The following is a 19,990-nucleotide window of genomic DNA, read 5'->3' on the forward strand; positions in this document are numbered from 1 at the left end:
TCATTCGCGCACGGCTCCTGTCAGCGGCGGCTGGACAGTCGTATGAGGACGGTATTTTTCAAATTCCGCCTCGGGAACGTCAATCTTGAGCAGGTCCACATTGCGCGTCAGGCTGGAAGCCTTGGCGGTACCGATCAGCACGGTCGAAACCGCTTTCTCATGCAAGGGGAACTGCAGCGCGGCCGCAGCCAGCGGGTATCCGGCCTGACCGGCGATCTTGTCCATGGCTGAGACCTTCGACAGGATTTCCGGCGAAGCCGGGCCATAGTCGAAATGCGAGCCGGGCTTCGCGCCTGTCGCCAGGATGCCGGAGTTGAAGACGCCGCCGATGACCAGCGTGGTGCCGCTTTGATGACAGAGCGGCAAGAGTTCCGCCTCTGCCGAGCGGTCAAGCAGTGAATAGCGGCCGGCAAGCAGGATGCAGTCGAGCGGCGCGCGGCGCATGACCTCCACGCAGATCTCCACTTCGTTGACGCCAAGCCCATACGCGGAAATGACCCCGCCCGATTTCAGCTCTTCCAAAGCCTTGATGCCGCCGCCCAGCAACTGGCCGAGATGCGCCTTGGTGAGTTCGATGCCGTGCGTGTAGACGCCGATGTCGTGCACATAGAGGATGTCGATGCGGTTGAGGCCGAGGCGGGCATAGCTGAATTCGACCGAGCGCATGATGCCGTCATAGCTGTAGTCATATTCCAGCTTGAACGGCAGCGGGTTGAAGAAACCGAGATTGGGAACCTCGTGTTCCGGTGCCGGCTTCAGCAGGCGGCCGACCTTGGTGGAAAGCGCATAGCTGTCGCGCGGCTTGTCGCGCAGGAAATCACCGAAACGGCGCTCCGAGAGCCCGAAGCCGTAGTGGGGTGCCGTGTCGAAATAGCGGATGCCGGAATTCCAGGCTGCGTCGAGCACCGCTTCGGCGTCCTTGTTGGGAACAGCCTGATAGAGATTGCCCAGCGAGGCGCCGCCGAAACTGATCTCGGTGACTTCCAGCGCGGTTTTGCCGATACGGCGGGTCTTCATGCAGGCACTCCCATTCGCGGCCGCTCCCCGGCCGTTGGCTGACTTGTCGAAGCTACAGCGTTGCGCCGAGATGCCAAGGCACGAACTCGTTGTCGCCATAGCCGAACTGCTCGCTCTTGGTCTTCTTGCCCGAGGCGGTCTCGATGATCAGTTCGAACATCTCACGGCCCATCTCGGCGATCGTCCTGTCGCCGGAAGCGATGACGCCGCAATTGACGTCCATGTCTTCTTCCATGGCTTCGAACAGCGTGGTGTTGGTGGCTACCTTGATCGAAGGGGTCGGGTGGCTGCCGAAGCAGGAACCGCGCCCGGTGGTGAAGACGATGACGTTGGCGCCGCCCGCCACCTGGCCGGTGGCCGAGACGGGGTCGTAGCCCGGCGTGTCCATGAAGACGAGGCCGCTGCCGGTGACTTTCTCGGCATAGGCAAAGACGCCGTTGAGCGGGGTCTGGCCGCCCTTGGCGACGGCACCGAGGGATTTTTCGAGAATGGTGGTCAGTCCACCGCGCTTGTTGCCGGGCGAGGGGTTGTTGTCGATGGAGGCGCCGTGCATGGCGGTGTGGTTCTCCCACCATTTGATCAGCCCATCGAGCTTGGTGGCGATCTCCGGCGTGGCGGCGCGATAGGCGAGCAGGTGCTCGGCGCCGTAGATCTCGGTGGTTTCCGAGAGGATGCCGATGGCGCCGACGCCGGCGAGCAGATCGACCGCAGCCCCCAGCGCCGGATTGGCGGTGATGCCGGACATGCCGTCCGAGCCACCACATTGCAGGCCGACGACGATCTCCGAGACCGGGATCGGCTCGCGCTGCAGCTTGCCGACCTCTTCGGCGATCTCGGTCAGCACGCCCATTGCCTTTTCGACCGATTTGCGCGAGCCGCCGGCATCCTGGATGTTGAAATGCCGCTTGCCGGCGGCAACGCCTTTCTGGCCATACAGGGTGAGCTGGTTGACCTCGCAACCCAGCCCCACCATCAGCACGCCGCCGAAATTGGGGTGGCGCGCGTAGCCGGCCAGCGTGCGGTGCAGAACCATCATGCCGTCGCCGGTGGCGCTCATGCCGCAGCCCTGGCCGTGCACGATGGGCACGAAACCGTCGATGCCGGGATAAAGCGGCAGCAGGCGACGGTTGGCTTCGTCGGCGATCGCGTGACAGACAGTGGCCGAACAGTTCACGCTGGCGACGATGCCGACAAAATTGCGGGTGCCGGCGCGACCGTCGGCGCGGCGATAACCCATGAAGGTGCGGCCCTTGTCCGTCTCGTTGGCCTCCAGAGGCGCCGAAGGCGGAACCACAGGCATGCGGCCGGACTCGAACACCAGATTGTGCGAATGCACGTGCTGGCCTGCCGCGATATCCTGCGTGGCGCGCCCGATCGCCTGCGCGTATTTGACGACAGCGGAGCCGGCCGGGATGGCCCGGATCGCCACCTTGTGCCCGGATTCGATTGCATCCGCTGTGACCGCGCCGCCTGGCAGGGCCGAGCCTTTCTCCAGCCGGCCGTTGGCGACCACGACATTGTCGGAAGGCGAAAGCACGATCGAATTGGCGGTGGTCACGGCGGTGGTTCCTGGGACGGTCCTGGGTCTTTGCCGGATTGACACCGGCATTCCTGTCGATAATGTCTTTTATCGTAAAAAAACATTTGAGCGTCAATTGGCATTTTCGGTTAGAGCGCTTTCCGCGAACGGTGCGCAGGCCAAGAGAACAGGATGTCGAAGAGCAACAACGTCTACAAGGATGCCTATAATCGCTGCCTGCGGCTGCTGGAGGAAACCAGCAACCTGCCTTCCGAGCCGGAGTTGGGGGCGACGCTCGGGGTGAGCCGCACAACGGTGCGCGGTATTCTGGCCCGCATGGCTGAAAACGGGCTGATCGCCTGGGACAAGCGCGACAAGACAGTGCTGCGTGCGCCGAAGGAGGACGACTTCTTCCCGGAGGAGGAGACCGACTCGCTGTCGCAGATCATCGAGCGCTCTTTCATGCGGCGCCTGCTGGCCGAAGGCGCCGAAGCCGGCATGCAGATCAACGAGCTGGAGCTGGCGCGCGAAATCGGTGTCGGCACCACCAGTGTGCGCGAGTTCCTTATCCGCTTCAGCCGCTTCGGCCTGATCGAGAAACGTCGCAACAGCCATTGGGTGCTGAAGGGTTTCACCCATGCCTTCGCGCTGGAATTGGCCGACATCCGCGAGATGTTCGAGTTGCGTTCGGCGGCAGCCTTTACTGTCTTGCCGGACGACAGTCCCGTCTGGGGCGATCTCGACCGGCTGGAAGCCGAGCACCATGTCCTGGCGCATGACATCGCCAATCGCTATCCCGAGTTTTCGGAACTGGACGAGCGCTTCCACCGACTGATCCACAGCGCTTCGCGCAACCGCTTCATCGTCGATTTCTACGATGTCATCGCCATGATCTTCCACTATCACTACCAGTGGAACAAGGCCGGCCAGCGCAGCCGCAACGAGACGGCCGTAGCCGAGCATCTCGCTTATATCGCGGCGCTCAAGTCGCGCGATGCGGCGAAGGTCGAGGCTGCCTGCCGCAAGCATCTGATGTCGGCGCGGCAGACCCTGATCGATTCGACGCCTGAGGGCCGGCAGAACGTCATGGCGAAACGCGCTGGAACGCCTGCCGCGAACACCGCCTGACACCCTGCTTCATGATGGGCTTGTTGCCGCAGCGCCGATTTGACGGTTTGCCGGTCCTTTGGCTCGTGGTAGGTCTTTGCGGACTGGCAAGGGAGTGCGCGACGCCGTGATCGCTGGGCGCAGGAGATGGAGCATGCCGACGGCCCTCGCCGTCGCGTGGCTGCTCGTCCTGCAATCCGTGCTTGGCGCTTTTGCCGCCGGCGCCGGTCCCGACCCTGCCCAGCTCGATGCCTTCGGCAATGTCATCTGTACCCATGACGGTGCGGCGCAGTTGCCGCCGGGCGAGCAGCCGCAGCAGCACCAGCAATCGTGCTGCGTGCTGGGCTGCAACATGTACTCGTCAGCCTTTGGCGCGCCGCCGGAAACTTCTCTTCTGCTTGACGGCTTAGCCTTCGCCGCCAGCCTCTTGATCGCCTTCCCCGCTCGCAATGCCGTTGGCTTCAGCCATGACTGGTCGCCGGGCAATCCGCGTGCGCCACCGGCCTTGATCTGACCTTTGACGTTGCGCCTGGCCCTTGGCCGCGCCACGATTTTCCCCTTCGTTTTATCCGCGCGTCCAGCAACGGCGCGTCAGCCATGGAGCAACCCCATGCCTATTTTCAACAGCGCTCTTTTGCGTGCGTCTTCTCTTTGTAACTCGGTCCCCGCACGGCTTGGCCTTGCGTCAGCCGCCTTCGCGGTTCTGCTTGCCGGCATGCCGGTTGCGTTCGCGCATGAATTCAAGGTCGGCAATCTCGAGATCGATCATCCCTGGTCGCGTGCCACGCCACCTGGCGCCAAGGTGGCCGGCGGCTACCTCACCATCAAGAACAGCGGCGGCGAGCCGGATCGCCTGGTCTCGATCGCTTCGGATGTTTCGCAGAAAGCCGAGGTGCATGAGATGTCGGTCAAGGACGGCGTCATGACCATGCGCAAACTCGACGGCGGTCTGGAAATCCCGGCCAACGGCAAGGCCGAGCTGGCACCCGGCGGCTACCATTTGATGTTCATCGGCCTCAATCGCCAGCCCAAACAGGGCGAGACATTCGCGGCGACGCTGACATTCGAAAAGGCGGGTCCGGTCACGGTGGAATTCAACGTCGAGGCCGTTGGCGGTGCTGCGCCCAAGGCGCATGGCGACCACGCGAACTGATCTTTTCAGAACCAGATTTTAGGGAACTCCGATGTTCAGAACCATGATCGTTGCCGGGCTCTTGACGAGCGCCGGTATGGGGACAGCCTTTGCCCACGTCTCGCTGGAGACACAGGAAGCGCCGGTCGATTCCACCTACAAGGCCATCTTCCGCGTGCCGCATGGCTGCGATGGCAAGGCAACCACCGCTGTGCGCATCAAGATTCCGGAAGGTGTCATCGACGTGAAGCCGATGCCGAAGGCCGGCTGGAAACTGGAGACGGTGAAGGGCAAATATGCCAAGCCCTATTCGTTGTGGGGTGAGACGGTCAGCGAGGGCGTAACCGAGGTCAACTGGAACGGCGGCAACCTGCCGGACGAATTCTACGACGAATTCGTGCTGCGGGCGCGGCTGACCGGCGATCTGCCCGCCGGCGAGACCTTGCGCTTCCCAGTCGTGCAGGAATGCGAAGGCGGTGGCACGGCCCGCTGGATCGAAATTCCGGCCGCCGGCCAGGACGAGGACGCGCTCGAGCATCCTGCACCCGGCCTGAAGCTCTTGCCAAAGAAATAATGGATGGCGGCGCGCCTGCTATGGCGTGCCGCAATCCATCGGGTATCGCTCCATGCAGCACTTCGCCCTTCATAATCCGCGAGCAGGTTTCCGGAGCCTTGTTGTTGCGGTTGTCGTTCTGTTCGGCCTGCTTGCTATTTTCGGGGTTGGTCAAGCTTCTGCACATGCCAGTCTTGTCAAGACCGAGCCGGCGGACGGGGCGATGCTGCAGCAGAGTCCAAGCCGCTTTTCGCTCGCTTTCAGTGAACCGGTTTCGCCGCTGGTGCTTACCCTTGTGCGCCCGGACGGCACGCAGGAGCGGCTGACGTCGTTCCGCAGCGACGGGCAGACGCTGGATATCGACAGCCCTCAACCGCTTGGCGATGGCACGCATGTGCTGAGCTGGCGGGTCATTTCCGCCGACGGGCATCCGGTCGGCGGTTCGCTTTTGTTTTCGGTAGGCTCGATCAGTGCCGCGCCGGCAATCGGTGAGATCGCCGATCCCTGGCTGCATTGCGCGATCTGGGCGGCGAAGATCGTGCTCTATCTGGGTCTGTTCCTGGGCGTGGGTGGGGCATTCGCTTTGACCTGGCTGGCGGGCGAGGGGCGTGGAGGTGGACGCTTCGTGCTCGCGATGCTGTTCGCAGGTCTGGTCGTTGCACCCGTGTCACTCGGCCTGCAAGGGCTCGATGCGCTGGGCGCGCCGTTCGAGCAATTCGCGCAAGCGATCGTCTGGAAGACTGCCTTTGGCACCAGCTTTGTCTGGACGGCACTGATTGCCGCCATCGCGCTGGGACTGGGTCTTCTGGCGCTCGTCCTGCCGCGTGACGATGCCAAGCCGTTCGCCGCTGTCGCCTTGATCGCGGTCGGTGTGGCACTTGCCGCCAGCGGCCATGCCAGTGCCGCCGCGCCGCAATGGCTGACGCGGCCGATGGTCTTCCTCCACGGCTTGGGAATTGCCTTCTGGGCCGGTGCCCTGGCGCCGCTGGCAGTGACATTGAGCCGCCAGGCGCCGGGCGCGGAAACATTCCTGCACCGCTTCTCGAAGGCTATCATGCCGATAGTCTGCATCCTTGTGATTGCCGGCTGTGTGCTTGCTGTGATCCAGGTGGAAACGCTTTCGGCGCTGGCCGACACCGACTACGGCCGGCTGCTGCTGGCAAAGCTCGCGCTTGTGGTCGGACTGTTCGCGCTTGCCGCGACCAATCGCTGGGTGCTGACGCGCGCTGCGGAAGCTGGGCAGACTGCGGCGCGGCACCGGCTGGTGCGTTCGATTGCAGCGGAGACCGTCATCGTGCTGGTGATCTTTGGTATAGCCGCCGGCTGGCGCTTCACGCCACCGCCTCGCGCTCTGGCGATCGCCGCGGCCGAACCCGTCTCGACGCATATGATGACATTGGAGGCCATGGCCGATCTCACCGTGACGCCTGGCCGAGCCGGGTCGGTATCGGCCAGCATCATGCTGATGACCGGCGATTTCGGGCCGCTCGACGCCAAGGAAGTGACATTGGTGCTTTCGAAACCCGAGGCGGGCATAGAGCCGTTGAAACGCATCGCGACAAAGCCCGGTGACGGCACATGGCTGGTCGATGGTCTGGTCATCCCATTCCCCGGGCGTTGGACGGTGCGGCTCGACATTCTGGTTTCGGACTTCGAAATGGTGAAGCTGGAAGGCCCGATCGATATCCGGCCCTGACGTTTGCGTTTGCGGCATGGCTCAAGGCGTGTTGAGGTTCGAACAATCGGCCGCGTCTGCACTTCCGGGGGCTCATCCTTACGCGAATCCCAACGCGCACTAATCGATTGAAATTTCCGCTGGGCAGACAGCGACACTTGTTGACGAAGCGGGTTCCGAAGGCCAATCATGCCGGCTTTACGGCGCTAGCCGGTATTCGCAGACAGGAACGACAGCATGGAAAAAGCCGAAATCGGCCTGATTGGCCTCGGTACGATGGGGTCAAACCTCGCCCTCAACATTGCGGAGAAGGGCCATCGCATCGCGGTGTACAATCGCACGCCGTCGCGAACCGACGATTTCGTGGCCAAGGCCGGCGATCTCGCCAGCCGCATCGTGCCTTGCGAGAGCCTTGCCGATCTTGCCGCCGCCATCCGTCCGCCGCGGCCGATCATCATCATGGTGCTGGCAGGCACTCCCGTGGACGAGCAGATCGCGGCGCTGCGCGGAGAACTTGCCGCCAACGACATCATCATAGATGCCGGCAACGCCAATTTCCGCGATACGATGCGTCGGTTCAAGGAGTTGGAGGGTTCGGGCCTGACCTTTATCGGCATGGGCGTTTCTGGCGGTGAAGAGGGGGCACGTCATGGCCCGTCGATCATGGTCGGCGGCAAGGAGGAATCCTGGCACCGGATCGAAAGCGTGCTTACCGCGATCTCGGCCAAGTTCAAGGGTGAGCCCTGTGCGGCCTGGCTCGGCCCTGATGGGGCGGGCCATTTCGTCAAGACCATTCACAACGGCATCGAATATGCCGATATGCAGATGATCGCCGAGATCTACGGCATCCTGCGCGATGGGCTCGGCATGGCACCCAAGGAAATCGCGCCGGTCTTCGCCGAATGGAACAAGGGCCGGTTGAATTCCTACCTGATCGAGATCACCGCCGAGGTGCTGAAGGCCGACGATGCCAAGACCGGCAAGCCGGTAGTCGACATCATCCTCGACCGTGCCGGCCAGAAGGGCACCGGCAAGTGGTCGGTGATCGAAGCGCAGCAGCTCGGCATTCCTGCGACCGCCATCGAGGCGGCGGTGGCGGCCCGCGTGCTGTCGTCGCTCAGGGACGAACGGCTGGCGGCGGAGAAGGTCTATGGCGATGGAGTGCAGCGCATCACCGCTCCGCGTGACGCGCTGCTCAAGCAACTGGAACTGGCACTGTTCGCGGGCAAGATCGCAGCCTATGCGCAAGGCTTCGCCGTGATGACCGGCGCGTCGAAGGAATTCGATTGGAACCTGCCCATGCCGACGATTGCCAAGATCTGGCGCGCCGGCTGCATCATCCGTTCACAGATGCTGGACACGATGGCCGAGGCCTTTGGGGCCGGCGCCGCTACGACCAATCTTTTGATGGCTCCGGATTTCGTGAAAATGATGCAGGAGGCGCACCCGGCTTTGCGGCGCGTGGTGGCGCTGGCCATCGAAGCCGGTTCGCCGGTCCCCGCGCTGTCGTCGGCGCTTGCCTATTTCGACAGCTATCGCCAGGGCCGGGGAACCTCCAATCTCATCCAGGCGCAACGCGACTTCTTCGGCGCGCATGGCTTTGAGCGCATTGGCGAAAAAGGTGCTTTCCACGGGCCATGGGGGCAGGGCTGAGGTTTTTCAGATAGCGTCAGTTCGAAACGCGGCGATCGCTGAAAAAGTGGCGCCACGCGGCCGTTCGTGTTTGGATGCCGTCCGCTGGTTCCGGGCTGGAGGGGCATATGCGGGTAAGGTGGTTTCTGTCGGCTGCGGCCGTCATCTGCTGGGCGATGGCGGCGCAAGCGCAAAACAAGATCAGCAAAGAGTCGGCTGCCGATGGCGTGGCCGCGAAGATCGAGGAGCTTGTAGAGCGTGACTTCTATAAGCCCGTGGATTTTCCGTCGTTTGCCGGAAAGCATCCGACAAATGCGGATATCGACAGGGCGCTTGCCGATCTACACGTTTCCCACACGCGCAGGTTTATGCCGGGAACTGTCGACTATTATGAAGTAGCCGACATTTATGGTCCGTGGCGAGGAGCTTCCCGTCTGGTGTTCCCGCCGGACGGTGAAGCCAAATATGACGGCATCGGGATGAACACTACCATCATCGGTGGCAAGCGGTTCGTTACCCATGTCTACGATGGGGCGGCGGCAAAGAAAGCGGGAATTCTCGTCGGCGACGAGATTTTGACCGTCGATGGAAAGCCGTTTGATGAGATCAAGTCTTTCAAGGGACAGGCCGGAAAACCGGTGATGGTCGCCGTTAGGCGCACTGCCAAGGCACCCCCTGTGGATATACCGGTGGCAGTCACTTCGATCTCACCGGTTCGAATGTATTTTGATGCCATCAGAGCCAGTGGTCGCGTAGTTGAAAATCGCGGCTATAGCATTGCTTATTTCCGGATTTGGGCGCTCGCGTCCCGACAGACCAATGACGCTGTGGAAGCGATGCTGCGTAGCGAGATTTTGAGTGGTGCTCACGGTCTGATACTTGATCTGCGGGGGCGCTGGGGAGGTTACACGGACGAACTCCCGGCTATGTTGCTGGAGGATTTTGCGGATGTAACGTTCACAATGCGGGATGGTCGAAGCGAGAAGTGGCGAGAGACATGGCGTAAGCCGATCATTGTCCTGGTTGATGAGGGAACACGCAGCGCCAACGAGATCTTGGCCTGCGCCATCAAGAAGCGGGGCTTCGCCGTGATTGGAAAAAAAACCGCTGGTGCGGTGCTCAGCGGGAGAGCTTTTTTGCTTCCGGACACCAGCCTCCTAATGTTGGCAGCCGGGACCGTTCAGGTCGATGGTGAAGTCCTCGAGGGAAAGGGTGTCGTGCCGGACATCGTCGTGGATGCGCCTATTCCCTATGCGATGGGAGCTGATCCGCAGCTGGATGTCGCGGTGGAGCAAATGACAAGGGACCTTTCCAGCATCACCCCTTGGCGTCTCTATCCGCAGCAAAGACCCTGTTCCGCGATAGCTTCGGCCGTGGCGAATTGACCGAGCTGTCTCGCGCCGGTCGACGCTGACTATCTCGGCGCGATGACCTCAGCCGGTACCACGAGCCGCTGCATCGGTGCCGCCGATCTGTCGTCGATGCTGCTGAGCACCGCTGTGGCCAGATCGCGTCCGGCGAGCCTGAAATCTTCCTCGACGACATGGATTTCGGGACGAACCAGCTGCAGCAGGTTGAAAGGTTCCTTGGCGACGAGGTCGACATCGCGCCCAAGCTTGAAACCGGCGGCCTCGATGCCTGCGATGAGCGCGAAGGCCGGGCCACCTGCGCCGCAAATGATGCCGTCGGGCCGGCCTGTCCGCCGCATCAGTTCAATGGTGTGGCGGCGGATGTCGTCGATGATGTTGTCGCTGCTGACGGACGAGAACGGAGCCTCGCTCTGTCCGTGCCGGTCCAACTCGTCGAGGAAGCCGCCGCGCATATGCTGGTGGTAGGTGAGGGCGGGCGGTGGCGCCAGAAGCGCGAGACGCCTGCGGCCGAGTTCCGCCAGCCGGCGGACGGCCAGTCGCGCGAAGGTCTCGTTGTCGAAATCATGATAGGCGTGCTCGATGCCCATCGCCGTGCGGCCATGCGCGGCGAAAGGAAAGCCACGCTCGGTCAGATAGCGCACGCGCGGATCGTTCGGTTCGGTGCGCGAGATGATGATGCCATCGGCGGAGCCGGTTTCGACCACATAACGGATCGGCTCCATAGGATCGTTGTTGTGGGAATAGGGGGCGACGACCAGATGGTAGGGCGTCGCCGCAAGCCGTTCTGAAATGCCGTAGATGAAATCGGACAGGAAGCCGCCGATCTGTTCGGTGGTATTGAGTACGACGGAGATGACGTTGGTCTTGCCTGTGCGCAGGCGTACGCCGGCCCGGTTCGGCCGGTAGCCGATCTGGCGCGCGACGAGCTGCACGCGCTTGCGCGTCTCGGCGCCGATTTCGGGAGCGTCTTTCAAGGCTCGCGAGACGGTGGTGACGCCGAGGCCGGTCATGAAGGCAAGCGTCTTCAGCGTCGGCCTGCCGGCCTCCGCTTCTTCCTCGCCCGTGTTGTTGCTCGACTTGTCCATAACCCTGCCCGCAGCGCGCATATCAGCCTGTCCCCGCGGGGACAATGACTGAATTCGCCGGGTACGCTGCCTGCGCCTTCGCTATGCAATATACTGAAACGTTACAGATTCTCCAGCCCAACCTTTGGTCGGTAAGGGGAGGCGCGTCTCGAATTCCGGCATTTTGCACCGCAGTGACCGATTTTGCAGCGCAATATGGAAAATTTTGCATTCCTAGGAGTTCCGGCCCTCTATTTTGTCGAGCTTCGAAAAATATTTTGACCCGGCTGTTGATTGGGGATTGCCACATAGGCGCAATTGCCGTATCCAAAATCTGTAACGTTTCAGATTTTGGGAGGAATCGGAATGCGACGCACTTTGAAGGCTGCCGTGCTGGCGGCTGGGACGGCTCTTGGCTTCACCGGAGCCGCTTACGCGACGGATCTGGAAGTCACGCACTGGTGGACGTCGGGCGGCGAGGCTGCTGCCGTCGCCGAGCTCGCCAAGGCCTTCGATGCTACCGGGAACAAATGGGTGGATGGTGCCATCGCCGGCTCCGGCGGCACGGCGCGCCCCATCATGATTTCACGCATCACCGGTGGCGACCCGATGGGCGCCACGCAGTTCAATCATGGCCGTCAGGCCGAGGAACTGGTGCAGGCCGGATTGATGCGCGACCTCACCGACATCGCCACCAAGGGCAAGTGGACGGAAGTCGTGCGCCCGAAGGGGCTGCTCGATTCCTGCACCATCGACGGCAAGATCTATTGCGTGCCTGTCAACATCCACTCCTGGCAATGGCTGTGGCTCTCCAACGAAGCCTTCGCCAAGGCCGGCGTGGCTGTGCCGAAGACCTGGGACGAATATGTGGCGGCGGCGCCGGCACTGGAAAAGGCCGGCATCGTGCCGCTCGCCGTGGGTGGCCAGCCCTGGCAGGCCTCGGGCGCCTTCGACGTGCTCCTGCTGGCGGTCGGCGGTACGGATGCCTTCCTCAAGGTCTACAAGGACAAGGATGGCGAGTTCGCCGGCGGAGCCGAGATCGCCAAGGTGTTCAAGGCGGCCGACGATGCCCGCAAGATGTCCAAGGGCACCAATGTGCAGGATTGGAACCAAGCCACCAACATGGTCATCACCGGCAAGGCCGGCGGACAGATCATGGGCGACTGGGCTCAAGGCGAGTTCCAGGTGGCCGGCAAGGTTGCCGGCAAGGATTACACCTGTCTGCCCGGCCTTGGCATGAGCAATGCCCTCGCTACGGGTGGCGATGCCTTCTATTTTCCGCTGCTCAAGGATGCCGAGAAGGCCAAGGCGCAGGAAGTGCTTGCTGAAACGCTGCTCGACCCCAAGACGCAGGTTGCCTTCAACCTGAAGAAGGGTTCGCTGCCGGTGCGTGGCGATGTCGATCTCAACTCCGCCAATGACTGCATGAAGAAGGGTCTCGACATCCTCGCCAAGGGCACCGTGATCCCATGGACGGATCAGTTGCTGTCGCAGGATACGCAGAAGCAGAAGGAGGACCTGTTCTCCGAATTCTTCGCCAAGCCGGACCTGACTGTCGAGGATGCGCAGAAGCGCTTCGCCGACATCATTTCAAGCGCCGACTAGGACAAGACCAGATAGCGGTCCTGCCCTGATCCTGTCTCCCCCGATCCTCCCGGGTTCCGGTCCTGCCGTGTGCTTGGCGGGCCGGAATTCCCGGAGGTCCAACGCATGGCATCCACAATGAGCAGTGCAGCCAAGCGCCCAAGCAGACTGTTCCGCAACCTCAGCGCCAAGATCGCCTCGGTGCCGATGATCCTCACCGCGTTGGTGGTGTTCGTCGGCGGCACATTGTGGACCGTGCTCTATTCCTTCACCAATTCGCGGCTGTTACCGCGGCTCAAATTCGTCGGCCTCGACCAGTATGAGCGATTGTGGGCAACGCCGCGCTGGCTGGTGTCGATCGAGAACCTGGCCATTTACGGCATCCTGTCATTGATCTTCTCCCTGGTGATCGGCTTCGTGCTGGCGGCGCTGCTCGACCAGAAGATCCGCTTCGAAGACACGTTCCGCACCATCTTCCTCTACCCCTTCGCGCTTTCCTTCGTCGTCACCGGCGTGGTCTGGCAATGGCTGCTCAACCCTGATTTCGGTGTGCAAGCGGTGGTGCGCTCGCTGGGTTGGGAAAGCTTCGCTTTCGATCCGCTCTACAATTCCAGCATCGTCATCTATGGCGTGCTCATCGCGGCACTTTGGCAAGGCACCGGCTTCGTGATGTGCCTGATGCTGGCGGGTTTGCGCGGCATCGACGAGGACATCTGGAAGGCCGCGCGGGTGGACGGCATTCCGGCGTGGAGAACCTATCTCTTCATCGTCCTGCCGATGATGCGGCCGGTGCTGGTCACCACGCTGGTCATCATCGCCGCGGGCATCGTCAAGGTCTATGACCTCGTGGTGGCGCAGACCAGCGGCGGTCCTGGCATCGCCTCCGAAGTGCCGGCCAAATATGTCTACGACTACATGTTCTTCGCCCAGAATCTCGGCCAGGGCTTTGCTGCCTCGACGATGATGCTGCTGTCGGTTGCCATCATCATCGTGCCCTGGGCCTATCTCGAATTCGGGCGGAGGCGCTGACGATGGCGATGTCGCAGACGCTTGCCGCAGACGGTCCACGCGGGCCGAAGCCACGCCATCGCTTCTCGAAGCGCAACATCTTCATCTACGGCACGCTGTTCGTGGTCGCTGTCTACTATCTGCTGCCACTCTACGTGATGGTGGTCACGTCCCTGAAGGGCATGCCAGAGGTAAGGCTCGGCAATATCTTTTCCCCGCCGCTGGAGATCACCTTCGAACCTTGGGTGAAGGCTTGGGCGACGGCTTGCACCGGGCTGAATTGCGACGGGCTTTCGCGTGGCTTCTGGAACTCGGTGCGCATCACCGTGCCATCGGTGATCCTGTCGATCGCGATCGCCTCGGTGAATGGCTATGCGCTTGCCAACTGGCGCTTCAAGGGCTCGGAACTGTTCTTCACCATCCTCATCATCGGCGCCTTCATCCCCTATCAGGTGATGCTCTACCCGATCGTCATCATCCTGCGCGAGATCGGGCTTTATGGCAGCCTGACCGGGCTGGTCATCGTGCATTCGATCTTCGGCATGCCGATCCTGACGCTTCTGTTCCGCAACTATTTCGCGTCACTGCCGGAGGAACTGTTCAAGGCCGCACGTGTCGATGGCGCCGGCTTCTGGAGCATCTACCTGCGCATCATGCTGCCGATGTCGGTGCCGATCTTCGTCGTCGCCGTCATTCTGCAGATCACCGGCATATGGAACGACTTCCTGTTCGGCGTCGTCTACACGCGCCCAGACACCTATCCGATGACGGTGCAGCTCAACAACATCGTCAATTCCGTGCAGGGCGTGAAGGAATACAACGTCAACATGGCAGCCACGCTGCTGACCGGCCTCGTGCCCCTCGTCGTCTATTTCATCTCCGGCAAACTGTTCGTGCGCGGCATCGCCGCCGGCGCGGTGAAAGGGTGAGCATGAGCGCGACCGTCAATACCAGCGTCTCGATTCAGGACCTGACGCTCAATTTCGGCGTGGTCTCGGTGTTGCAGTCGCTGAACCTCGACATCGCGGAGGGCGAGTTCATCGTGCTGCTCGGGCCGTCCGGTTGTGGCAAGTCCACTCTGCTCAACTGCATCGCCGGCCTGCTCGACATTTCCGATGGGCGCATCTTCATCAAGGGCAAGAACGTCACTTGGGAAGAACCCAAGGACCGCGGCATCGGCATGGTGTTCCAGTCCTATGCGCTCTATCCGCAGATGAGCGTGGAGAAGAACCTGTCCTTCGGCCTGAAGGTGGCGGGGACGCCGAAGGAGGAGATCGGCAAGCGGATCGCGCGCGCAGCCGAGATCCTGCAAATCGAGCCACTCCTGCAGCGCAAGCCGGCAGCGCTTTCCGGCGGCCAGCGCCAGCGCGTGGCGATCGGCCGGGCCCTGGTGCGTGATGTCGATGTCTTCCTGTTCGACGAACCGCTGTCCAATCTGGACGCCAAGCTGCGCTCGGAACTGCGCGTCGAGATCAAGCGGCTGCATCAGCGGCTTGCCAACACCATGATCTATGTCACCCACGACCAGATCGAGGCGATGACGCTGGCCGACCGGATCGCCGTCATGCGTGGCGGTGTGATCCAGCAACTGGACGCGCCGCAGGCGATCTACAGCCGTCCGGTCAATCGCTTCGTCGCAGGCTTTATTGGATCGCCCGGCATGAATTTCGTCGACGGCAGGCTGGAAGAGAGCGATGGCGGCTGGCGCTTCGGTGCCGGCGATCTGAGCATCCCACTTTCAACTTATACCTTCGACCGGCAGCCTGTCGCGGGGCCGGCGGTGTTCGGCGTTCGACCGGAACATATCGGCCTCAATTCCGGCTCCGGCTGGCCGTTTTCGACGAAAGCCACCGTCGATGTCGTCGAGCCGATGGGTTCAGACACGCTGGTCTGGGTGCGGTTAGGGGCGCAAAGCCTTTCGGTGCGCATGCCTTCCGAGCGTGCGCCCCAGATCGGCAGCCAGGTCGAGATCGGCTTCGACCCCATGCGTGCCTCGCTGTTCGGCGAAGACGGCAATCGGCTGTGACAGCCAAAGGAATCCCCACCAAGCAGCCCCCAAGCAGAATGGACAGATAGAATGGACTGGTCATTTCAACTTTACAGTGCCCGCAACTTTCAGCCCTGGGACAAGGTGCTGAAACTGCTGGGCAGTCTCGGCTATGCTCAGGTCGAAGGCTTCGGCGGCGTCTATGACGATCCGAAGGCCTTCCGCGCGGAGCTCGACAAGAACAAGCTCGCCATGCCGACCGGGCATTTCTCGATCGAGGCGCTGGAGAGCGATTTTGACAGCGTGCGCAGAACAGCCGATGCGTTCGGCATCAGGCTCCTGATCTGCCCCTATCTGGTTGCGGAGGCACGCCCGACGGACGCGGCCGGCTGGCGTGGTTTCGGCGAGCGGCTGGCCAAGGTTGGCGAGACGGCGAAGAAGGCCGGCTACGGCTTTGCCTGGCACAACCACGATTTCGAGTTCAAGACGCTGCCGGACGGCTCGATCCCGCAGGAACATATCCTGTCGGCGGCACCTGACATAGGCTGGGAGATGGACGTCGCCTGGGTGGTGCGCGGCGGTGCCGATCCGCTGCCCTGGATCGAACGGTACGGCCGCCGCGTCGTGGCTGTCCATGTCAAGGATATCGCCAAGCCCGGTCAGGGTCTGGACGAGGACGGCTGGTCGGATGTCGGCCACGGCACCATCGACTGGCCGAAGCTGGCCAAGGTGCTGCGTGAGCGCAGCGACGCCAAATATTTCATCATGGAACAGGACAACCCGAACGACATCGAGCGCTTCGCGCGCCGGTCGATCGAGGCAGCCAGGACTTTCTAGGAGAGGGACGATGGCAAAGAAACTCGGGATCGGCGTCATCGGCGCCGGCAACATTTCGGCCGCCTATTTCAGGTTGGCGCCGCTGTTTCGCGGCATCGAGATGCGGGCGTGCGCCGACATCAACATGGCCGCCGCCAAGGCGCGCGCGAAAGAGTTCAAGCTGCGGGCAGATACCGTCGACGAACTCTTGAAGGCCGACGATATCGACATCGTGGTCAACCTCACCATCCCCGCCGTTCACTATGAAGTATCGAAGCGGGTGCTCGACGCCGGCAAGCATGTCTATTCGGAAAAGCCGTTCGTGCTGTCGCTGCAGGAGGGGCTGGATCTGCGCAAACGCGCCGAGAAGAAGGGCCTGCGCATCGGCTCGGCGCCTGACACCTTCCTCGGCGGTGCGCATCAGCTGGCACGCAATCTCATCGACGAAGGCAAGGTCGGGGCGATCACCGGCGGCACCTGCACGGTGATGAGCCATGGCATGGAGCATTGGCATCCGAACCCGGATTTCTTCTTCCAGCCCGGAGCCGGTCCGGTGCTGGACATCGGTCCTTACTATGTCACCAACCTGATCCAACTGGTTGGGCCTGTGAAGCGGGTGGCGGCCTTTGCCTCGATCCCGGCTAAGGAGCGCATCATTTCCTCGAAGCCGCGCGCCGGCGAAAGGATCCCGGTCAACACGCCAACCACCATTCATGGCCTGCTCGAATTTGCCAACGGCGCGGTGGTTACGTTGAACACCAGCTGGGACGTCTGGGCGCATGGCCACGCGCCGATGGAACTCTACGGCGAGAAAGGCACGCTCTATGTGCCGGATCCCAATTTCTTCGGCGGCAACGTTGCCTACACCAAGGAAAGCAAGGCGATGAAGTCGCTGCCGAAATGGCAGCATCCGTTCGGCGTGCCCAACGAAAAGCATTCGCAGGGCATGATGGCGAATTATCGAACAGCCGGCCTTGCCGACATGGCGTTGGCAATCATGGAAGGCCGCCCGCACCGCTGCTCGATGGAACTGGCGCTGCATGCGGTGGAGGTGATGACCAGCCTGCTGAAATCTGCGGAGACCGGCAAGTTCGTCTCCATGCAGACAAGCTGTGAGCGGCCGGCCGCACTGGGCGTCAAGGAGGCCAAGGCGCTGCTGGCGAAGACGTGAATCTTCGCTGGAGCGTTTTCACGGAAACGCGGAACGCTCCAACTTTCTGTTTTGACGCAATCCCGGACGGAAAACCGCTGCACACTTTTCCTGGAATTGCTCTAGCGGCGGTTTGTCGAGGCTGCTGATTGAACTATAGATGCGTCCTTCGAGGATTGCCTCGAAGGACGCATCTATTTGCGGAACACCCTGTCCAAGGATCCACCATGCCCTACGCTCCAGCTGCCGACCGCTACCAGTCGATGATCTACAACCGCTGCGGCCGTTCCGGCCTGAAGCTGCCGGCCATCTCGCTGGGGTTGTGGCACAATTTCGGGGAAGACACACCGCACCGGGTCAAGCGTGCCATCTGCCAGAAGGCATTCGACCTCGGCATCACCCATTTCGATCTGGCCAACAATTATGGCCCACCGCCCGGTTCGGCGGAGATTGCGTTCGGCGAGATCCTGCGCAGCGATTTCGCCGGCCATCGCGACGAATTGATCATCTCGACCAAGGCCGGCTACGAAATGTGGGCAGGGCCTTACGGTGAATGGGGCAGCCGCAAATATCTGCTCGCCAGCCTCGACCAGAGCCTGAAGCGCATGGGCCTCGACTATGTCGACATCTTCTATTCGCACCGTTTCGATCCCGACACGCCGCTGGAAGAAACGATGGGCGCGCTCGATCACGCCGTGCGCTCGGGCAAGGCGCTCTATGCCGGCATTTCCTCCTACAATTCACAGCGCACGCGCGAGGCGGCCGATATCCTGAAGCAACTCGGCACGCCCTGTATCATCCATCAGCCCAGCTATTCCATGCTGAACCGCTGGGTCGAGGATGACGGCCTGCTCGATACGCTGGAAGGACTTGGCGTCGGTTCGATCGTGTTCTCACCGCTGGCTCAGGGTATGCTCACCGACAAGTATCTGAGCGGCGTGCCGGAAGGCAGCCGCGCCACGCAAGGCAAATCGCTGCGTCAATCCTTCCTCAACGAACAGACGATCACCAACATCCAGGCGCTGAACGGCATTGCGAAGAAGCGCGGTCAGACGCTGGCACAGATGGCGCTGGCCTGGGTGCTGCGTGGCGGTCGCGTCACCTCGGCGCTGATCGGTGCCAGCCGGCCGGAGCAGGTGGAGGATTGCGTCGGCGCGCTCAAGAATCTCGATTTCAGCGACGCTGAGCTTGCCGAGATCGACGGCTATGCACGCGAGGCCAACATCAATCTCTGGGCCGCTTCGGCCGAGAGAACAGGACCGACGCGCAAGTAAGTAGCTACGCTTTGCGCCAGGGACGGTCCGGATGTCCTCCGGACTGTCGCATCACAAGACAATGGCAAAACCAGCGATTCATGCTTATTTCTGAGACAGGCGGCTGGCCGGCGTACGGTGAGCTGTCTGATGGGCGCGTGTGGCGCAGGGTATCGAAAGCGGGATCATGACGGCAAGGAATGTGCTGACCAAGAACCAGCAGAGCGTGTTGGAAAAACTGGAAGCGGCCAACGCGCCGCTCAGCGCCTACACGCTGCTCGACCAGTTGCGTGAGCGCGGTTTCCGCGCGCCGCTGCAAGTCTATCGCGCGCTCGATACGCTGATGAAGGAAGGCTATGTACACCGGCTGGAAAGCCTGAACGCCTTCGTCGCCTGCTCGGATCCGCACGACCACGGCCATGCGCATGGACACAGTCACGGCATGACCGCCTTTGCCATCTGCGACAATTGCGGCCAGGTCACCGAATTCTGCGACGAGAAGATCGGCGAGCGGCTGGATGAATGGGTCGGGACTGCAGGTTTCGTCGCCAAGAAGGCGGTGATCGAGTTCCGCGGCACCTGTGCCAAGTGTCGGGCAGAAGCCGCCTAGAGCAATTCCAGCCTTGCGGATACGCTGGGGGCGGAGTTGGTCGTGACCTGGTTATTGTGGCGGGAAACTGACGATGAGGGCGACAAGCGCTGTGATCAGTATCGGCCCCAGAGCATAGAAAAGAGTTCTTCTGGCGCTGTATCGCGCCTTGGCGGGCAGCAGCGCTGGCACATTTCGCGCATTGAGCACACCCATCACGACACCTGCCGCCGCCATCCCGAATGTAACGAGAATGACCAGACTGGCGAGACGTTCACCTGAAGGTGGGGTCGACGCGACAGCCGACCACAAGGCAACCGCCAGGAAGCCGAAGCCAAGGCCGAAGAAGGCGTGACCAAGGACAATCTCGAAGCGTCTCGTCATGAGCACCAAATCATTTCATGCTTGAAATAGATGGCGCGTTCTACCAGCCAGTAGAATAATTTCTAGTTAAGAGTGTATCCGCGTCACGCGCTACAATCGTTTTTGGTGAACACACTATTGCCATTGCCGCGGCCAACCTGCAAACCATCC

Annotated in this window: 19 protein-coding genes; 15 read left to right on the plus strand and 4 right to left on the minus strand. The window is 61.9% G+C overall.

Annotated features, from left to right (window positions below):
• Together AO692_RS08480 and AO692_RS08485 are read right to left on the minus strand one after the other, a co-directional pair.
• On the minus strand, nucleotides 1–1,017 hold the full coding sequence (locus tag AO692_RS08480) for an aldo/keto reductase (protein WP_054309627.1): 1,017 nt from the start codon (nucleotides 1,015–1,017) through the stop codon (nucleotides 1–3).
• Between the two features lie 52 nt (nucleotides 1,018–1,069).
• A complete protein-coding gene (locus tag AO692_RS08485; RefSeq protein WP_152979760.1) occupies nucleotides 1,070–2,575 on the minus strand; it encodes an altronate dehydratase family protein in 1,506 nt (501 codons plus the stop codon).
• A 153-nt stretch (nucleotides 2,576–2,728) separates the two neighbouring features.
• Here AO692_RS08485 and AO692_RS08490 point away from each other — a divergent pair, with 153 nt between their 5' ends.
• From AO692_RS08490 to AO692_RS08520, 7 genes are all read left to right on the plus strand, one after another.
• Complete coding sequence (locus tag AO692_RS08490; protein ID WP_054309629.1) at nucleotides 2,729–3,664, plus strand: GntR family transcriptional regulator; 936 nt, start codon at nucleotides 2,729–2,731, stop codon at nucleotides 3,662–3,664.
• Nucleotides 3,665–3,797: 133 nt separating this feature from the next.
• A complete protein-coding gene (locus AO692_RS08495; RefSeq protein ID WP_054309630.1) occupies nucleotides 3,798–4,157 on the plus strand; it encodes a DUF2946 family protein in 360 nt (119 codons plus the stop codon).
• A gap of 96 nt (nucleotides 4,158–4,253) precedes the next feature.
• Nucleotides 4,254–4,796, plus strand: coding sequence for a copper chaperone PCu(A)C (locus tag AO692_RS08500; RefSeq protein WP_054309631.1), 543 nt, complete (start codon nucleotides 4,254–4,256; stop codon nucleotides 4,794–4,796).
• A gap of 31 nt (nucleotides 4,797–4,827) precedes the next feature.
• A complete protein-coding gene (locus AO692_RS08505) occupies nucleotides 4,828–5,349 on the plus strand; it encodes a YcnI family protein (RefSeq protein ID WP_054309632.1) in 522 nt (173 codons plus the stop codon).
• A gap of 52 nt (nucleotides 5,350–5,401) precedes the next feature.
• Nucleotides 5,402–7,024 (plus strand): copper resistance CopC/CopD family protein, encoded by a 1,623-nt coding sequence (locus AO692_RS08510; RefSeq protein WP_054309737.1) that lies wholly within the window; start codon nucleotides 5,402–5,404, stop codon nucleotides 7,022–7,024.
• A gap of 216 nt (nucleotides 7,025–7,240) precedes the next feature.
• The gene (gene gndA / locus AO692_RS08515; RefSeq protein ID WP_054309633.1) at nucleotides 7,241–8,656 is read left to right on the plus strand and encodes an NADP-dependent phosphogluconate dehydrogenase; all 1,416 of its coding nucleotides are present in this window, start codon (nucleotides 7,241–7,243) and stop codon (nucleotides 8,654–8,656) included.
• Between the two features lie 107 nt (nucleotides 8,657–8,763).
• Nucleotides 8,764–10,020, plus strand: a complete 1,257-nt coding sequence (locus AO692_RS08520; protein ID WP_054309634.1) for a S41 family peptidase — start codon at nucleotides 8,764–8,766, stop codon at nucleotides 10,018–10,020.
• A 29-nt stretch (nucleotides 10,021–10,049) separates the two neighbouring features.
• Here the strand turns inward: AO692_RS08520 and AO692_RS08525 are convergent, their stop codons facing one another.
• Nucleotides 10,050–11,090, minus strand: a complete 1,041-nt coding sequence (locus AO692_RS08525) for a LacI family transcriptional regulator (RefSeq protein WP_054309635.1) — start codon at nucleotides 11,088–11,090, stop codon at nucleotides 10,050–10,052.
• Between the two features lie 345 nt (nucleotides 11,091–11,435).
• Between AO692_RS08525 and AO692_RS08530 the strand changes: the two genes are divergently transcribed.
• From AO692_RS08530 to AO692_RS08565, 8 genes are all read left to right on the plus strand, one after another.
• Nucleotides 11,436–12,674, plus strand: coding sequence for an ABC transporter substrate-binding protein (locus AO692_RS08530; RefSeq protein WP_054309636.1), 1,239 nt, complete (start codon nucleotides 11,436–11,438; stop codon nucleotides 12,672–12,674).
• A 105-nt stretch (nucleotides 12,675–12,779) separates the two neighbouring features.
• Nucleotides 12,780–13,682, plus strand: coding sequence for a sugar ABC transporter permease (locus AO692_RS08535; protein WP_054309637.1), 903 nt, complete (start codon nucleotides 12,780–12,782; stop codon nucleotides 13,680–13,682).
• Nucleotides 13,683–13,684: 2 nt separating this feature from the next.
• On the plus strand, nucleotides 13,685–14,590 hold the full coding sequence (locus AO692_RS08540) for a carbohydrate ABC transporter permease (protein ID WP_054309638.1): 906 nt from the start codon (nucleotides 13,685–13,687) through the stop codon (nucleotides 14,588–14,590).
• A 2-nt stretch (nucleotides 14,591–14,592) separates the two neighbouring features.
• Nucleotides 14,593–15,687, plus strand: coding sequence for a sn-glycerol-3-phosphate ABC transporter ATP-binding protein UgpC (gene ugpC / locus AO692_RS08545; RefSeq protein ID WP_054309639.1), 1,095 nt, complete (start codon nucleotides 14,593–14,595; stop codon nucleotides 15,685–15,687).
• 51 nt (nucleotides 15,688–15,738) lie between these two features.
• Entirely contained in the window at nucleotides 15,739–16,485 is a 747-nt protein-coding gene (locus tag AO692_RS08550) for a sugar phosphate isomerase/epimerase (protein WP_054309640.1), read from the plus strand.
• A 10-nt stretch (nucleotides 16,486–16,495) separates the two neighbouring features.
• The gene (locus AO692_RS08555; RefSeq protein ID WP_054309641.1) at nucleotides 16,496–17,635 is read left to right on the plus strand and encodes a Gfo/Idh/MocA family oxidoreductase; all 1,140 of its coding nucleotides are present in this window, start codon (nucleotides 16,496–16,498) and stop codon (nucleotides 17,633–17,635) included.
• Nucleotides 17,636–17,841: 206 nt separating this feature from the next.
• Complete coding sequence (mgrA, locus tag AO692_RS08560; protein WP_054309642.1) at nucleotides 17,842–18,888, plus strand: L-glyceraldehyde 3-phosphate reductase; 1,047 nt, start codon at nucleotides 17,842–17,844, stop codon at nucleotides 18,886–18,888.
• A gap of 166 nt (nucleotides 18,889–19,054) precedes the next feature.
• Nucleotides 19,055–19,477, plus strand: coding sequence for a Fur family transcriptional regulator (locus AO692_RS08565; RefSeq protein ID WP_054309643.1), 423 nt, complete (start codon nucleotides 19,055–19,057; stop codon nucleotides 19,475–19,477).
• Nucleotides 19,478–19,528: 51 nt separating this feature from the next.
• On the opposite strand, the gene AO692_RS08570 is transcribed toward AO692_RS08565, so the two are convergent.
• Nucleotides 19,529–19,840 (minus strand): hypothetical protein, encoded by a 312-nt coding sequence (locus AO692_RS08570; protein ID WP_152979762.1) that lies wholly within the window; start codon nucleotides 19,838–19,840, stop codon nucleotides 19,529–19,531.
• Between the last annotated feature and the right edge of the window lie 150 nt (nucleotides 19,841–19,990).

Source organism: Mesorhizobium sp. 1M-11, from assembly GCF_001303895.1.
Lineage (GTDB): Bacteria > Pseudomonadota > Alphaproteobacteria > Rhizobiales > Rhizobiaceae > Mesorhizobium.

Excerpts from the sequence above, each read along its gene's own strand:
- AO692_RS08535 (WP_054309637.1), top strand. The coding sequence starts at position 12,780 with ATGGCATCCACAATGAGCAGTGCAGCCAAGCGCCCAAGCAGACTGTTC.
- AO692_RS08570 (WP_152979762.1), bottom strand. The coding sequence starts at position 19,840 with ATGACGAGACGCTTCGAGATTGTCCTTGGTCACGCCTTCTTCGGCCTT.
- AO692_RS08555 (WP_054309641.1), top strand. The coding sequence starts at position 16,496 with ATGGCAAAGAAACTCGGGATCGGCGTCATCGGCGCCGGCAACATTTCG.
- AO692_RS08525 (WP_054309635.1), bottom strand. The coding sequence starts at position 11,090 with ATGGACAAGTCGAGCAACAACACGGGCGAGGAAGAAGCGGAGGCCGGC.
- mgrA (WP_054309642.1), top strand. The coding sequence starts at position 17,842 with ATGCCCTACGCTCCAGCTGCCGACCGCTACCAGTCGATGATCTACAAC.
- AO692_RS08550 (WP_054309640.1), top strand. The coding sequence starts at position 15,739 with ATGGACTGGTCATTTCAACTTTACAGTGCCCGCAACTTTCAGCCCTGG.
- AO692_RS08505 (WP_054309632.1), top strand. The coding sequence starts at position 4,828 with ATGTTCAGAACCATGATCGTTGCCGGGCTCTTGACGAGCGCCGGTATG.
- AO692_RS08490 (WP_054309629.1), top strand. The coding sequence starts at position 2,729 with ATGTCGAAGAGCAACAACGTCTACAAGGATGCCTATAATCGCTGCCTG.
- AO692_RS08565 (WP_054309643.1), top strand. The coding sequence starts at position 19,055 with ATGACGGCAAGGAATGTGCTGACCAAGAACCAGCAGAGCGTGTTGGAA.
- AO692_RS08510 (WP_054309737.1), top strand. The coding sequence starts at position 5,402 with ATGCAGCACTTCGCCCTTCATAATCCGCGAGCAGGTTTCCGGAGCCTT.
- AO692_RS08480 (WP_054309627.1), bottom strand. The coding sequence starts at position 1,017 with ATGAAGACCCGCCGTATCGGCAAAACCGCGCTGGAAGTCACCGAGATC.
- AO692_RS08495 (WP_054309630.1), top strand. The coding sequence starts at position 3,798 with ATGCCGACGGCCCTCGCCGTCGCGTGGCTGCTCGTCCTGCAATCCGTG.
- gndA (WP_054309633.1), top strand. The coding sequence starts at position 7,241 with ATGGAAAAAGCCGAAATCGGCCTGATTGGCCTCGGTACGATGGGGTCA.
- AO692_RS08520 (WP_054309634.1), top strand. The coding sequence starts at position 8,764 with ATGCGGGTAAGGTGGTTTCTGTCGGCTGCGGCCGTCATCTGCTGGGCG.
- ugpC (WP_054309639.1), top strand. The coding sequence starts at position 14,593 with ATGAGCGCGACCGTCAATACCAGCGTCTCGATTCAGGACCTGACGCTC.
- AO692_RS08530 (WP_054309636.1), top strand. The coding sequence starts at position 11,436 with ATGCGACGCACTTTGAAGGCTGCCGTGCTGGCGGCTGGGACGGCTCTT.
- AO692_RS08540 (WP_054309638.1), top strand. The coding sequence starts at position 13,685 with ATGGCGATGTCGCAGACGCTTGCCGCAGACGGTCCACGCGGGCCGAAG.
- AO692_RS08500 (WP_054309631.1), top strand. The coding sequence starts at position 4,254 with ATGCCTATTTTCAACAGCGCTCTTTTGCGTGCGTCTTCTCTTTGTAAC.